This window comes from Roseateles sp. DB2, from assembly GCF_051857535.1.
Classification (GTDB): domain Bacteria; phylum Pseudomonadota; class Gammaproteobacteria; order Burkholderiales; family Burkholderiaceae_C; genus Roseateles_B.
Genome location: NZ_JBPZGY010000004.1, coordinates 138,989 through 153,155, shown reverse-complemented (window position 1 = coordinate 153,155; position 14,167 = coordinate 138,989). Strand labels below are relative to the sequence as shown.

The 14,167-nt window shown below is 68.7% G+C and carries 7 protein-coding genes; 3 read left to right on the top strand and 4 right to left on the bottom strand.

Annotation, left to right across the window (positions count from 1 at the left end; translation table 11 throughout):
- Positions 1–75: 75 nt before the first annotated feature.
- Entirely contained in the window at positions 76–1,125 is a 1,050-nt protein-coding gene (locus tag ACS5PK_RS08030; RefSeq protein WP_439439713.1) for a S1C family serine protease, read from the top strand.
- Positions 1,126–1,471: 346 nt separating this feature from the next.
- Here ACS5PK_RS08030 and ACS5PK_RS08025 read toward each other — a convergent pair whose 3' ends face one another.
- Together ACS5PK_RS08025 and ACS5PK_RS08020 are read right to left on the bottom strand one after the other, a co-directional pair.
- Complete coding sequence (locus ACS5PK_RS08025) at positions 1,472–2,767, bottom strand: ABC transporter permease (RefSeq protein WP_439439712.1); 1,296 nt, start codon at positions 2,765–2,767, stop codon at positions 1,472–1,474.
- A 7-nt stretch (positions 2,768–2,774) separates the two neighbouring features.
- A complete protein-coding gene (locus tag ACS5PK_RS08020) occupies positions 2,775–3,728 on the bottom strand; it encodes an ABC transporter ATP-binding protein (protein WP_439439711.1) in 954 nt (317 codons plus the stop codon).
- A gap of 134 nt (positions 3,729–3,862) precedes the next feature.
- Between ACS5PK_RS08020 and ACS5PK_RS08015 the strand changes: the two genes are divergently transcribed.
- Together ACS5PK_RS08015 and ACS5PK_RS08010 are read left to right on the top strand one after the other, a co-directional pair.
- Positions 3,863–5,833, top strand: coding sequence for a peptidase U32 family protein (locus ACS5PK_RS08015; protein WP_439439710.1), 1,971 nt, complete (start codon positions 3,863–3,865; stop codon positions 5,831–5,833).
- Positions 5,834–6,019: 186 nt separating this feature from the next.
- The gene (locus tag ACS5PK_RS08010) at positions 6,020–8,665 is read left to right on the top strand and encodes a PAS domain S-box protein (protein WP_439439709.1); all 2,646 of its coding nucleotides are present in this window, start codon (positions 6,020–6,022) and stop codon (positions 8,663–8,665) included.
- Positions 8,666–8,973: 308 nt separating this feature from the next.
- Here the strand turns inward: ACS5PK_RS08010 and ACS5PK_RS08005 are convergent, their stop codons facing one another.
- Positions 8,974–9,879, bottom strand: a complete 906-nt coding sequence (locus tag ACS5PK_RS08005) for a LysR family transcriptional regulator (protein WP_439439708.1) — start codon at positions 9,877–9,879, stop codon at positions 8,974–8,976.
- 50 nt (positions 9,880–9,929) lie between these two features.
- Positions 9,930–13,919: a phosphoribosylformylglycinamidine synthase gene (gene purL / locus ACS5PK_RS08000; RefSeq protein WP_439439707.1), complete on the bottom strand. Its 3,990-nt coding sequence runs from the start codon at positions 13,917–13,919 to the stop codon at positions 9,930–9,932.
- Positions 13,920–14,167: the final 248 nt, after the last annotated feature.

The window sequence follows — 14,167 nt, the reverse complement described above, 5'->3', positions numbered from 1 at the left end:
ACACGGCCCTCGTACCCCGGAATGCCCACCCTGTCTCGCTTGCCCCTCTTGCGCCGCCGCACAGCTCCGCTGGCGATGCTGCTGACCCTCTGCCTCCTGGCCGCGCCGCTGGCGCATGCCCAGCCACGCCCCATCACCCCGCGGGGCCCCTTGGACGCCGTGGAGCAGAACAACATCAGCGTGTTCAAGCGGGTGTCCCCCTCGGTCGTGCACATCACCACCCTGGACGTGCAGCGGGATTTCTTCTCGCTCAACGTGGAGCAGGTGCCCCGCGGCACGGGCACGGGCTTCATCTGGGACGATCAGGGCCATGTCGTCACCAACTTCCACGTGATCCAGGGCGGCGATGCGGCCCGGGTCACCCTGGCGGACCAGAGCAGCTTCAACGCCCGCCTGGTCGGCGCCTTCCCGGACCGCGACCTGGCCGTGCTGCGCATCGAGGCGCCTCGCGAGAAGCTCCTGCCCATCCCCGTAGGCACGAGCCGCGACCTGCAGGTGGGCCAGGGTGTCTATGCCATCGGCAACCCCTTCGGCCTGGACCAGACGCTGACCCGGGGCATCGTGTCCGCACTCAACCGCGAGATCGAGTCGGTGAACCGCCGGGCGATCCGGGGCGTGATCCAGACGGATGCAGCCATCAACCCCGGCAACTCGGGCGGCCCCCTGCTGGACTCCGCGGGCCGGCTGATCGGGGTCAACACGCAGATCTACAGCCCCAGCGGCGCCAGCGCGGGCATAGGCTTCGCCATCCCCGTGGACGAGGTCAACCGCGTGGTGCCCCGGCTGATCAAGGATGGGAGATTCATACGCCCAGCCATAGGCGTGACGGCCGGTTCCGCCCAGTTGCACCAGGCTCTGAACCTGCCCAGGGGCGTGGCCATCATCAGCATTGGCCCACGCAGCCCGGCCGCCGACAGCGGCCTGCAGAGCTTTCATCGCGGCCGTGACGGCCGTATCGTGCAGGGCGATGTGATCACCGCGATCAACGAGGAGCCCATCAAGGACCTGGACGACATGCTGGCGCTGCTGGAAAAGCGCCAGGTGGGCGAACGGGTCAGCCTCACGCTCTGGAACAAAGGCAAGACACGCAGGCAGAGCGTGGTGCTGGGTGCGTCCAGCGACTGAGTCCTAGGGGAAGCAACTGCCCCCCGAGAGTCCGCTTCTGCTGGCGGAAAATCTGGCCGCCCGCGCCAACGCCAGCAGCGCCGTGGGACCCAAGCCCGTCGGCACGATCAAGGCACCGGAGGTGGCCGGGGTCAACCAGACGGTCGAACTCGACAGCAGCATGCACCGCACGGAGTCCGGCCACCCGCTGCTGACGCAGCACTGCTGGACCGTCCAGAAGGCCCCCACGGCAGCACTGCGCAGGTCGAGCCTCACTGCCAGTGCCAGGACAAGGCGGCCAGTGGCCCGGCCAGGGCGAGCACGGGGCGCCACGTTCCTGACGCCGGCAGCCTGTCAGGGGGCGATGTCACTCCCGCCAGCGGAAACGCCAGATGGCGAGGCCAACCAGCAGCAAGGCGCTGCCGAACAGCACCGCCGCCGCAAGCAGCGCCACGCCCAGGTCCTGACCGCGCCAGGTCATGGCGTCCAGGCCATCGACGGCCCAGCGCAAGGGCACCCAGAGCGTCAGGTCCTGCAGCCAGGCCGGGAAGACGAAGCTGGGCACCCAGGCGCCCCCCAGCATCACCAGCACCAGGGAAGCCATGATGGCCAGGCCACGGGTGGCTTCCGGCGAGCCCCCCATGGCGGCCAGCGCCAGCCCAAAGCCTGCGGTGAAGGCCCCCATGCCCAGCACCACCAGCGCAAAGCCCGGCAGGCTGCCTTGCACGCGGAAGCCGAACATGACCATGCCCGCGACCATCACCACCAGCAGCACGCTGGAAGCGATGATCCAGATGCTCAGGAAATGGCTGCCCAGCACCAGCCCTCTGGACAAGGGGGCGGCGCGCAAGCGCTGCCACATGCCGCTGCGCCGGGCCATCAGGAGGCCGACGCCCAGCTCCACGCCCAGCATCAGCACGAACTGCACCCCCATGCCCGAGAAGCTGTGCGCATAGCCGTTGTAGCCTGCCTGGCCGGCGCTGAGGGCCCGCGTCATGAGTGCGTACGGCAGGCTCAGCGCCTGGCCGGGCGAGGTCGCGCCCGAAGCGGCGGACTCGCCCGGCTGTGGGGTCTGCAGCTCACCGACAGCGCGGGCCAGGGCCTTGAGCTGTTCGCGTCGCAGGGGTGAGACGCCGCTTGCCTCGATGTCGGAGTCCAGGGTCGCGAGCCCTCCTGCGTCCGCCCCCGTCTTGAAGCTCTGGGCCAGCGTCTCCCGCATGGCGTGCTGTGCGAGAAGGCCCTCCAGCATCTGCGCCGACAGGGCCTCGCTGGGGTCGTACCAGAGCTGCACCTCGGGCAGGCTGCGACGGTCCCACCAGCGGGAAGCCTGGGCACCGAAGCCGGCCGGCAGCAGCAGGGCCGCACGGCGTTCGCCCTTGCGGACAGCGGCATCGGCCTCTGCGCGGGTCATCACCTGCACGGCCAGCTTGTCATCCTGCCGGAGCTGTTCGCCGATGCGCTGACTCAGCGCCGAGCCGTCCTCATCGACCCAGGCCACCTTCAGCCGCGCCGTTTCCTTGACGCCGCTGCCGCCGAAAAGGCTGCCGAAAAAGGCAGCGATCAGGACGGGCATCAGCAGATGGGTGATCAGGGCCTTGCGGTTCTTCAGGTACAGCTGCAGCTGGGTCCGCACCAGCGCCGTCAATGCGTGCATCATCGTCATCTCTCGCTCAATCGCGCAGTTGGCGCCCCGTGAGGGACAGGAAGAGCTGCTCCAGACTGGGCCGCTCCGTGTGCAGGCCCCGCAAGCCCACGGACTGGCCCGACAGCCGCTGCAGCACCGCCGGCAGGCAGTCCAGCGAGGCCAGCTCCAGGCGCAGCCGCTGCGGCCTCTCCTCGCCGGGCAGCGGCTTCACCTCGGGCAACTGGCGCAAGGCCTGCAGCAGGGGCTCGGGCGCCGGGCGGTCCAGCTCCAGGCAGACGATGGGCACGAGCACAGCCGCGTCCAGCAGCTCCCGCGTGCGGCCCGCTGCCACGATCAGGCCGTGGTCCATGATGAGCAGCCGCTCGCACAGGCGCTCGGCCTCCTCCATGTAGTGTGTGGTGTAGAGCAGGGCCTTGCCGGCATCCCGCAGAGCCAGCAGGGCATCGAAGATGGCGTTGCGGCTCTGTGGGTCCACGCCCACCGTGGGCTCGTCCAGGATGACGATGGCCGGGTCATGCAACAGCGCGCAGGCCATGTGCAGGCGGCGCTTCATGCCGCCGCTGAACTCGGCCACCGCATCCCCGGCGCGCTCGCGCAGGCCAGCCAGGTCCAGGGCCGCATCCACGCGCTGGGTCAGAGGTTTGCCGGACAGGCCATACAAGGCCCCGAAGGCGCGCAGATTGGTCGCGGCGCTCAGGGTCTCGTGCAGGGCCAGCTCCTGCGGCACCAGGCCCAGCAGACCCTTGCGCGGATCGGCGTCGCCCCGCACGGGCTGGCCGTCGATCAGGCAGTCGCCCCCATCCGCAGCGATCAGGCCCGCGATCATGGACACCGTCGTGCTCTTGCCCGCGCCATTGGGGCCCAGCAGGCCCAGGATCTCGCCACGGCGCAGGCTCAGGTCCATGCCACGGACCACCTCCTTCGCCCCATAACGCTTGCGCAGGCCGCGGGCCTGCAGAATCACCGAAGGATCGTTCATGCCGCCACTCCCCAGGAAAAGGACAGGATGGGCGGAGTCTAGGCAAGCACCTGGCGACCTGGGCCGGCCCGAAGGACGAATGGACAGCCCGCGCGACGGATCGACAGCGCCAGGGCGCCGATAAAATCAAGGCCATGAGCGCCTCGCCCAAACACCTCGAACTCCTGGCTCCCGCCAAGACCGCCGACATCGGCATCGAAGCCGTCAATCACGGCGCCGACGCCGTCTACATCGGCGGCCCTGGCTTCGGCGCCCGCCACAATGCCAGCAACGAGATCCAGGACATCGAACGCCTGGTGCGCCATGCCCATCGCTACGGCTCGCGCATCTTCATCACACTCAACACCATCCTTCGGGACGACGAACTGGAGGACGCACGCCGCATGGCCTGGCAGGTCTACGAGGCCGGCGCTGACGCCCTCATCGTGCAGGACATGGGCCTGACCCAGATCGACCTGCCGCCCATCCAGCTGCATGCCAGCACCCAATGCGACATCCGCACGCCGCAGAAGGCCCGCTTCCTGCAGGATGCCGGCTTCTCGCAGGTCGTGGCTGCCCGCGAGCTGACCCTGCCGCAGATCCGCGCCATGGCTGATGCACTCAGCACCGCGCAGCTGGAGTTCTTCATCCACGGCGCCCTTTGCGTGGCCTACAGCGGCCAGTGCTTCATCAGCCATGCCCACACCGGCCGCAGCGCCAACCGCGGCGACTGCTCCCAGGCCTGCCGCCTGCCCTACGAGGTGGTCGACACCCAGGGCCGCATCGTGGCCCACCAGAAGCATGTGCTGTCCATGAAGGACAATGACCAGAGCGCCAACCTGCGCGCCCTGATAGACGCCGGCGTGCGCAGCTTCAAGATCGAGGGTCGCTACAAGGACATGGGCTATGTGAAGAACATCACCGGCCACTACCGGCGCCTGCTGGACGAGATCCTGGAGGAGCGCCCTGGCCTTGCCCGTGCCTCCAGCGGCCTCACCCGCCTCCTCTTCACGCCGGACCCCGACCGCAGCTTCAACCGCGGCAGCACCGACTACTTCGTCACCGGGCGCAAGGAAGACATTGGCGCCTTCGACACCCCCAAGCATGCCGGCCTGCCGCTGGGCTGGGTCAGCAAGGTCGACGGCGAGGGCTTCGAGCTGGAGCTGGATCAGGGCGTGAGCCCCCTCAACAACGGCGACGCCCTCACCTACCTCGACCTGCAGAAGGAGCTGGTGGGCCTGCGCGTCAACGTGGCCACGGCCCTGGATGCGCAGGCACGGCGCTACCGCGTCGAGCCCAATGAAGCCATGGACACGCTGAAGGACCTGCGCCGCGGCGTGGCCCTGTCCCGCAACCGCGACATGGCCTGGGACCGGGTGCTGGAGAAGAAATCCGCCGAGCGCCGCATCGCGCTGGACCTCAGCCTGATGGAGACGCCCGAGGGCATCGCCCTGCAGCTCACTGATGAGGACGGCCATGCCGCCTACGTCGAGCTGCCCCTGGACAAGCAGCCGGCGCAGCAGGCCGAGCGGGCCGAGGCCGGTGCACGCGAGGCGCTGTCCAAGTTGGGTACCACGGTCTTCGAGGCGCGCGAACTGCACCTGCTGTGGTCGCGCCCGCTGTTCGTGCCGGCGAGCCAGCTCAATGCCCTGCGCCGCGAAGCCGTCGAGCAACTGGAGGCCGCTCGCCTGGCCGCCCTGCCCCGCCTGCCACGCGCCCGGCCGGTAGAGCCACCCGTGCCCTATCCAGAAGACACCCTGTCTTACCTGGCCAATGTCTTCAACCATCCCGCCCGGGACTTCTATGCGCGGCATGGCGTGCGTGTGATCGAAGCTGCCTATGAGAGCCATGAGGAGCATGGCGAAGTCAGCCTGATGATCACCAAGCACTGCGTGCGCTACTCCCTGTCCCTATGCCCCAAGCAGGCCAAGGGCGTGACCGGCGTGCAGGGCACGGTGCGGGCCGAGCCCATGCAGCTGATCAACGGCAAGGAGAAGCTCACCCTGCGCTTCGACTGCAAGCCCTGCGAGATGCATGTGGTGGGCAAGATCAAGAAGAGCGTGCTGCAACAGTTGCCGGCCGCGCCCATCCAGTTCTACAAGGCCAGGCCCAAGGCTGCGCATTGAGTGCCGGCCAAGGCTGTGGCAGGACTGCAGCAGGGCTGCAGAGGACCTGCCGACAACGCCACGGCCTCACGTTGATGCGATGCCAGGTCGGCCTGGGCTGTGATACCGTGGAGCGGATCCAGCCTCTGCTGCAGCCCGGCATGCCGCCATCCGCATCACATCACGCGCGCCCGAAAGGTCTGGCCCATGGCTGAGGCCCTGCAGCACCGCTCCCTTCGTGGCTGGATCGCCCTGGGCGTCGGCTACTGGCCGGTGGCACTGAGCCTGCTGCTGAGCCTGCTGGTCTGCACGACGCTGGCGCGCCTGGATGCGCGGCATTCAAGCGAACAGGAGCGGCAACGGGTGGCCGAGCAATTGGAGTTGCTGCGCAGCCGCCTGGAGCTGGTCGCCCGCAACACCTTTGCCCCCAGCCAGTCCCTGGAGGCCATGATCCAGCTGGACGGTGCAATCAGCGAAGCCCGTTTCGCCCTGCTGACCGACAAGGCAATCAAGCTCTATCCACAGGTGCGCAGCATCGCCATCGCACCGGATGACGTGGTGCGCCTGGTTTACCCGCTGCCCGGCAACGAACGGGCCCTGGGACTGGACTACCGCAGCGTGCCGGCCCAATGGCGTCAGGTGCAGCAGGCCCGAGAGAGCCGATCCGCGCTGCTGGTGGGCCCGGTGCAACTGGTGCAGGGCGGCCAAGGCCTGATCCTGCGCAATCCCGTCTTCCTGCCCGCCCCGCCGCCCTCACCATCCCGGTATTGGGGCATGGTGTCCGTTGTGGCGGACCTGGACCGCTTCATGACCGATGCGGGTCTGGGCGCCCATCCGGAACTCAGCCTGCTGCTGACCGAGTCCAAAGGCGGCAAGGAGGCCGGGAAGCTGATCTGGGGCCAGTCAGCCCTCCTGAAGCTGCCACCCCAGGCCCTGGTGCAACAGTTGGTGCAGGTGCCTGGCGGACAGTGGCTGCTGGCCGCCCAGCCCGCGGACGGCTGGCAGGAGCAGCCCTTCCGATGGAAGTCGCCGGAGGTGCTGTCTGCCGTCGCGGCCGGCGGCATTCTGAGTCTGCTGTTGGCCCTGCTTGTGAGGCAGAGCCGGGTGCTGCAGCAGCGCAACGAGACCCTCGCCCGCGAGATCCACGAAGGCCAGCAGATGCGGGCGCAGTTGGAGGAGTCGCAGGCCCGCTTCCGCAGCATGGCAGCCCTGGCCTCGGACTGGGTCTGGGAGCAGGACGAGCATCTGTGCTTCACCTACATCTCGCGCATCGCCGAGGAAGCCACGGAAGTGCAGAGCAGCGCAGTGCTGGGGCATCGTCGTTGGGACTCTCCGGCCCTGCTGCCCGGCATCGACTGGGAGCAGCACAAGGCCCAGTTGGCACGCCGCGAGCCTTTCCGCGACTTCGAATACGCGCAGCGTACGCCCGAGGGCAGCATCCGGCATGTGAGCATCTCCGGCGTGCCCTTCTTTGACGCCGAAGGCCGCTTCAAAGGCTACCGGGGCACCGGGCGCAACGTTACGGACGCCAAGGAAGCCGAGGCCGCACTGCGGCGCTCGCAGCTGGAGTTGACCGCCGCGCGAGACCGCCTGCAGGCCGTGCTCGATGCCGCGCAGGAGGTCGCCATCATCGCCACGGACATGGTCGGCAATATTCTGCTGTTCAACCGCGGCGCGGAGCACATGCTGGGCTATGCCGAGGCCGAGTTGCTGGGGCGTTCGCCGGCCTGCCTGCATGATCCGCAGGAGGTCCTGCAGCGTGGTGCCGAGCTCAGCCGGCTGCGCGGCACGACTGTCGAAGGCTTCGAGACCTTCGTCCTGCTGGCCCGCGAGCTGGGCAGCGAGACGCGCGAATGGAGCTACATCCGCAAGGACGGCCGGCGGCTCTGGGTCTCGCTCAGTGTCAGCCATGTGCGCGGGCGGGACGGCCAGGCCATTGGCTACCTGGGCGTGGCCCGAGACATCAGTGCCCAGCGCGCGGCTGAGTCGGAGCTGCGGCAGCTCAATGCCGAGCTGGAATCCCGCGTGCAGCAGCGCACGCTGGAGCTGCGCGCCGCGCTCCAGAACCTCAAGGATGCGCAGGACGGTCTGCTCCGCTCGGAGAAGCTGGCCGGTCTGGGCTCCATGGTGGCCGGCGTGGCCCACGAGCTGAACACGCCACTGGGCAACTGCCTCACCACGGCCTCGACACTGCAGGAACGCACCCAGGAAATCCGCCATGAGTTCGACAGCGGCCAGATGCGGCGCTCCTCGCTGGAGGGCTATCTGCAGGAAGCCGGCCAGGCATGTGACATCCTGCTGCGTGGCCTGGACACGGCCAATGAGCTGGTCAGCCATTTCAAGCAACTCTCGGTGGATCAGACCAGCATGCAAAGGCGGCGCTACGAGCTGGAGGCCGTCGTGGGCGACGTGATGAGCCTGCTGCGCGCCCGCTGGAAAACCACGCCCTATCTGCTGGAGTCGCAGCTGGCACTGGACGGGCCGCTGGAGGGCTATCCCGGCCCCCTGGGCCAGGTGCTGAGCAATCTCCTGCTCAACGCCCTGGTCCATGCCTTCGAGGGCCGTGAGGCCGGCCGGGTGAGGGTCAGCGCGCAAAGCCTTTCAGACAGCGACTACCTGCTGGTCGTGGAGGACGACGGCGTGGGCATGAGCGAGGAAGTGCGGCGCCGCGCCTTTGATCCCTTCTTCACCACCAAGATGGGGCGCGGCGGGACGGGTCTGGGCCTCAACATCGTCTACAACCTCGTGTGCACCGTCCTGGGCGGCAGCATCAGCCTGCACAGTGAGCCCGGGCAGGGCAGCCGCTTCGAGATCACCTTGCCCAAGATCGCACCCGTCCTGACCCTGGCGTGAGCACCGCTGCCTCCGCCTGCATGCCGGGCGCCCATTGGTGCCTGCCCGTGCGCGTCAAAGAACAGGGCCCCGCAGCGCCTGCCACGGGGCCCGTCCACGGAAGGATCAGCCTCCACTGTCCCTTCCCTTGCCCGCATCCCGCGCGATGCCTTGGTCACATCGGCCGGACTGCCCCTGCAAGCCGGGGCGGCGGGTCCCCTCGCTCCTGAGGTACGACTGCCGTCGTGCGCGCATTGCAACGCCCGGCGCACGGGCGCACAAGCAACATGCGCGCAGGAACATGTGACTCATGCCTGGGCGGCATGGACCTAGGGGATGGGGCGGGCGAAATGCCGGGCCACCAGGGTCCGCAGCCAAGCGACCGCGGGATCCGGGTCCTGGCGGCTGTGCCAGTACTGATGGACAACGATGGGCGGCAGCGGCAGCGGGCATGGCAGCAGACGCAAGCCCGGGAGCTGAGCCATCTGCTGCGCGATCTGCTCAGTGGCCGTGAAGACATGGTCCGACTGCGCCACGATGAAGGGGGCCGTCAGCAGGGAATGCACGCGCAGGCCGATGGCGCCCTCACCAGCCGACTGCACGATGGCCTGCTCCACGCGCCGGTAGGCATGCTGGGCATCGCCGATGGCGGCGACGATGTGTTTTTCGGCACGGAACTGCGCCAGGCTCAATGCCGCGCCGATGCGCGGATGACCCTCACGCACGAGGCAGCAGTGTCCGACGCTGTAGAGCGCCTGCGAGCACAGACCCGGCCGCTGGTCCTGGTATGCCGCCAGTACCAGGTCGACCTCGCCACTGGCCAGCAGGCTGCCCATGGCCTCCCCGGCCAGCGGCACCACTTCCCATCGCACGCCGGGGGCCGTCTCGCGAACGGCGGCCAGCAGGCGCGGCATGAAGTGGATGGCCCCGACCTCCGTGCAGCTGATGCGGAAGGTTCGAGAGGAGCGCGCCGGATCGAAGCTCGATGGCGCGCGCAGCCGGTCCTCGACCAGCCCTAGCAGCTGCTGCACGTCGGCGGCCAGCCGGCGTGCCAGGGGGGTGGGCCGCATGCCCTGTTTGCTGCGGATGAAGAGTTCGTCGCCGTAGTAGCGCCGCAGCTGGCCAAGCGTCTTGGACAGCGCGGGCTGGGCCATGCCCAGCTCCAGGGCCGCAGCCGTCAGGCTGCCCAGGCGATGGATGGCCTCAAGAGCCCGGAAGTGATGGAGCTCGGGCAAACGGCCACCGCCCTCCTGCGTCGAAGGCGGCAGCGCGCAGCTCACCCTGCTCAGCCCAGCCAGCGGCGTGCGTTGCGGAACATGCGCGTCCAGGGGCTCAGGGCACCCAGATCACCAGACGTCCAGCTCATCTGCACATTGCGGAAGACGCGCTCGGGGTGCGGCATCATGACCGTGAAGCGGCCGTCGGCGGTGGTCACCGAGGTCAGCCCCCCGGGGCTGCCGTTGGGGTTGAAGGGATAGGCCTCGGTGGGCTGGCCGTGATGGTCCACGAAGCGGGCAGCGCGCACGACCTGGGCGGCGTTGCCCCGCTGGGTGAAGTTGGCAAAACCCTCGCCGTGGGCCACGGCCACCGGCAGGCGGCTGCCGGCCATGCCCTGGAAGAAGATGCTGGGCGATTCCAGCAGCTCCACCATGGCCAGGCGTGCCTCGTACTGCTCGCTCTGGTTGCGGGTGAACTTGGGCCAGGCCTCAGCACCGGGGATCATGGGCGCCAGCGCCGCCATCATCTGGCAGCCGTTGCACACGCCCAGCGCGAAGCTGTCGGAGCGGGCAAAGAAGGCCTGGAACTGCTCGGCCAGCACCGGGTTGAACATCACTGAGCGTGCCCAGCCCTCGCCGGCACCCAGGGTGTCGCCATAGGAGAAGCCGCCGCAGGCGATGAAGCCCTTGAACTGCTCCAGGCTGACCTTGCCGGACTGCAGGTCGCTCATGTGGACGTCGAAGGTGTCGAAGCCGGCCAGGGCGTTCACATAGGCCATCTCGACATGCGAGTTGACGCCCTGCTCCCGCAGGATGGCCAGCCTGGGCCGGGCACCGGTGGCGATGAAGGGGGCGGCCACGTCCTCGCTGGGATCGAAGCTCAGGTGCACATGGCGGCCGGGGTCTTCGGCGCGGCCCACGGCCTCGTGCTCGGCATCGGCGCAGGCGGGGTTGTCGCGCAGGCGGGCGATCTGCCAGGAGACGCCGTCCCATTCCTTGTGCAGCATCTCCAGGGGGGCGTCGAAGACCTTCTTCGCGTCACGCCAGACCTCGACCACGCCACGGTCATTGGGCTTGCCGATGACGTGCGAATGCTTGGAGAGGCCGTGCTGGCGCAACACCTGCAGGACGGCATCGCGTTCCTCGGTCTTCACCTGCAGCAGCACGCCCAGTTCCTCGTTGAACAGGGCCTTGAGTGCCAGCTCCTCGCGGCGGGCGCCGACCTGGCTGGCCCAGTTCTTGGAGTCGCCCACGTCAGCACGGCTGTCAGAGACACCGTCGCCCTCGGTGATCAGCATGTCCACGTTGAGGCTCAGGCCCAGGTGGCCGGCGAAGGCCATCTCGCAGGCGGCCGCCCACAGGCCGCCATCCGAGCGGTCGTGGTAAGCCAGCAGGCGGCCCTGGCCGCGCAGCTCGTTGACGGCCGCGACCAGGGCCTTGAGCTGGGCCGCGTCGTCCACATCCGGCACGGCACCGCCGAACTGCTGCAGCGTCTGGGCCAGGATGGAGCCGCCCATGCGGTGCTGGCCCTGGCCGAGGTCGACCAGGATCAGGCTGGTATCGCCGGCTTGCAGCTGCGGGGTCAGGGTGCCGCGCACATCGGGCAGCGTGGCGAAGGCCGAGACGATGAGCGACACGGGCGCGGTGACCTGGCGAGTTTCGCCATCGGCCGTCCACTTGGTGCGCATGGACAGGGAGTCCTTGCCCACGGGAATGGACACGCCCAATGCCGGGCAAAGCTCCATGCCCACGGCCTTGACGGTGTCGTACAGGGCTGCGTCCTCGCCGGCCTCGCCGCAGGCGGCCATCCAGTTGGCGGACAGCTTCACGCGGGAGAGCTCGATCGGCGCGGCCAGCAGGTTGGTGATGGCCTCGGCCACGGCCATGCGGCCCGAGGCGGGGGCATCGACGGCGGCCAGCGGCGTGCGCTCACCCATGCTCATGGCCTCGCCGCGCAGGCCTTTGAAATCGGCCAGGGTGACGGCGCAATCGGCCACCGGCACCTGCCAGGGACCGACCATCTGATCGCGGTGGTTCAGGCCGCCCACGGTGCGGTCGCCGATGGTGATCAGGAAGCGCTTGGAGGCCACAGTCGGGTGGCGCAGCACCTCAACGGCAGCCTGCTGCAACGTGGCCTGGGACAGGTCCAGCGCGGCCGTGCTGCGCTGCACGCGGCTCACCTCGCGGTGCATCTTGGGCGGCTTGCCCAGGAGCGTGTCCATGGGCATGTCGATGGCTCGCTCGCCGCCGGGGCCGTCCTCCAGGATCAGCTCACGGGCCTCGGTGACCACGCCGACGACGCCAAAGGGGCAGCGCTCGCGCTCGCACATGGCCTTGAACATGTCCAGGCTCTCGGGCGCGATGGCCATCACATAGCGTTCCTGGCTCTCGTTGCACCAGATCTCCTTGGGCGCGAGGCCGGACTCCTCCAGCGGCACTTTGCGCAGGTCGAAGATGGCGCCACGGCCGGCATCATTGACCAGCTCGGGGAAAGCATTGGAGATGCCGCCCGCGCCGACGTCATGAATGGCCAGGATGGGATTCTTCTCAGCCAGGCCCCAGCAGTGGTTGATCACCTCCTGGGCCCGGCGCTCGATCTCGGGGTTACCGCGCTGGACGGAGTCGAAGTCCAGGTCGGCCGTGTTGGTGCCCGCCGCCATGGAGCTGGCAGCACCGCCGCCCATGCCGATGCGCATGCCCGGGCCGCCCAGCTGCACCAGCAGTGTGCCGGCGGGGAACTCGATCTTCCGGGTCAGGTCCGCGCGGATGGCGCCCAGGCCGCCGGCAATCATGATGGGCTTGTGATAGCCACGCACCACGCCGTCGACTTCCTGCTCATAGACGCGGAAGTAGCCGCCGAGGTTGGGGCGGCCGAACTCATTGTTGAAAGCGGCGCCGCCGATGGGGCCCTCGATCATGATCTGCAGCGGGCTGGCGATGTGCTCAGGCTTGCCCACGCCGCCCTGCTCCCAGCGCTCGGCCAGGCCGGGCAGGTGCAGGTTGGAGACGGAGAATCCGGCCAGGCCCGCCTTGGGCTTGGCACCACGGCCGGTGGCGCCCTCGTCACGGATCTCACCGCCGGCGCCCGTCGAGGCACCGGGGAAAGGCGAGATGGCGGTCGGGTGGTTGTGCGTCTCGACCTTCATCAGCACGTGCGAGGTCTCGGCGCGGGCGTGGTACTTCGGAGCGGCGTCATAGCCCTCAGGGATCCAGCGCTCGATCTCGTGGCCTTCCATCACGGCGGCGTTGTCTGAGTAGGCAATCACCGTGTGCTGGGACGAGAGCTTCTCGGTGTTGCGGATCATGCCGAAGAGGCTGAGGTCCTGCTCCACGCCGTCAATGGTGAACTTCGCGTTGAAGATCTTGTGGCGGCAGTGCTCGGAGTTGGCCTGCGCGAACATCATCAGCTCGACGTCGCTGGGGTTGCGCTTCGCGGCCGTGAAGGCATTGACGAGGTACTCGATCTCGTCGTCCGAGAGGGCCAGGCCGAAGCGGCTGTTGGCCTCGTCCAGGGCGGCGCGGCCGCGGCCCAGCACGTCCACATGCTCCAGGGCCTCAGCGGTCTTTTCGTCGAAGAGATGGGCGCAGTCCTCGCGGCGGAAGAGCACGCTCTCGGTCATGCGGTCGTGCAGCAGCGCGGCGCAGGCGCGCAGCTCGGCCTCGTTCAGGGTCTTGGTGCCGCCCAGCAGGCCCGACTTGAGCGTGATGCGGAACTCGGTGACGCGCTCCACGCGGTGGATGTCCAGGCCGCAGTTGTGGGCGATGTCGGTGGCCTTGGAGGCCCAGGGGCTGACGGTGCCCAGGCGCGGGGCCACCACCACCAGCTGCCCATCCGCGCCGCCCGAATAGGCCTCGCCGTAGCTCAGCAACGCGGCCAGCTTGTCCCGCACGCCAGCGTCCATTGCCGCATCCGTCCAGACCCAGTGCACATGGCGGGCGACCAGGCCCGTGATGCGCTCGTTGACGGCCTGCAGCTGCGGCAGCATGGCCTGGGCGCGGAAGGCGGAAAGAGCGTTGCCGCCCTCGAAGTGGGTCAGGTGCTTGGAGGTGGATGCCATGGATGCTGGACTTGCGCGCCGAGGCGCGTGAGGTTGGGGCGCATCCGCCAGTCAGACGGACGGCTCGAAGCGCGGGATTTTACCGAGGCTTGGCCTCGATTCCTCTCGGGACCTGGGTCAAATCAACGCGCAAACGTTAGCGCTCAACCCGCGGACGCCCGCCTCCCCCAGTGACCTGCCCTGCCGCAGTCAGGCGCCAAGGGGACCGCGGATCCGGCGTGGCGCTGGCCGCCTGAGCTGGCGCGCGC

Excerpts from the sequence above, each read along its gene's own strand:
- ACS5PK_RS08030 (WP_439439713.1), top strand. The coding sequence starts at position 76 with ATGCTGCTGACCCTCTGCCTCCTGGCCGCGCCGCTGGCGCATGCCCAG.
- ACS5PK_RS08025 (WP_439439712.1), bottom strand. The coding sequence starts at position 2,767 with ATGACGATGATGCACGCATTGACGGCGCTGGTGCGGACCCAGCTGCAG.
- ACS5PK_RS08020 (WP_439439711.1), bottom strand. The coding sequence starts at position 3,728 with ATGAACGATCCTTCGGTGATTCTGCAGGCCCGCGGCCTGCGCAAGCGT.
- ACS5PK_RS08015 (WP_439439710.1), top strand. The coding sequence starts at position 3,863 with ATGAGCGCCTCGCCCAAACACCTCGAACTCCTGGCTCCCGCCAAGACC.
- ACS5PK_RS08010 (WP_439439709.1), top strand. The coding sequence starts at position 6,020 with ATGGCTGAGGCCCTGCAGCACCGCTCCCTTCGTGGCTGGATCGCCCTG.
- purL (WP_439439707.1), bottom strand. The coding sequence starts at position 13,919 with ATGGCATCCACCTCCAAGCACCTGACCCACTTCGAGGGCGGCAACGCT.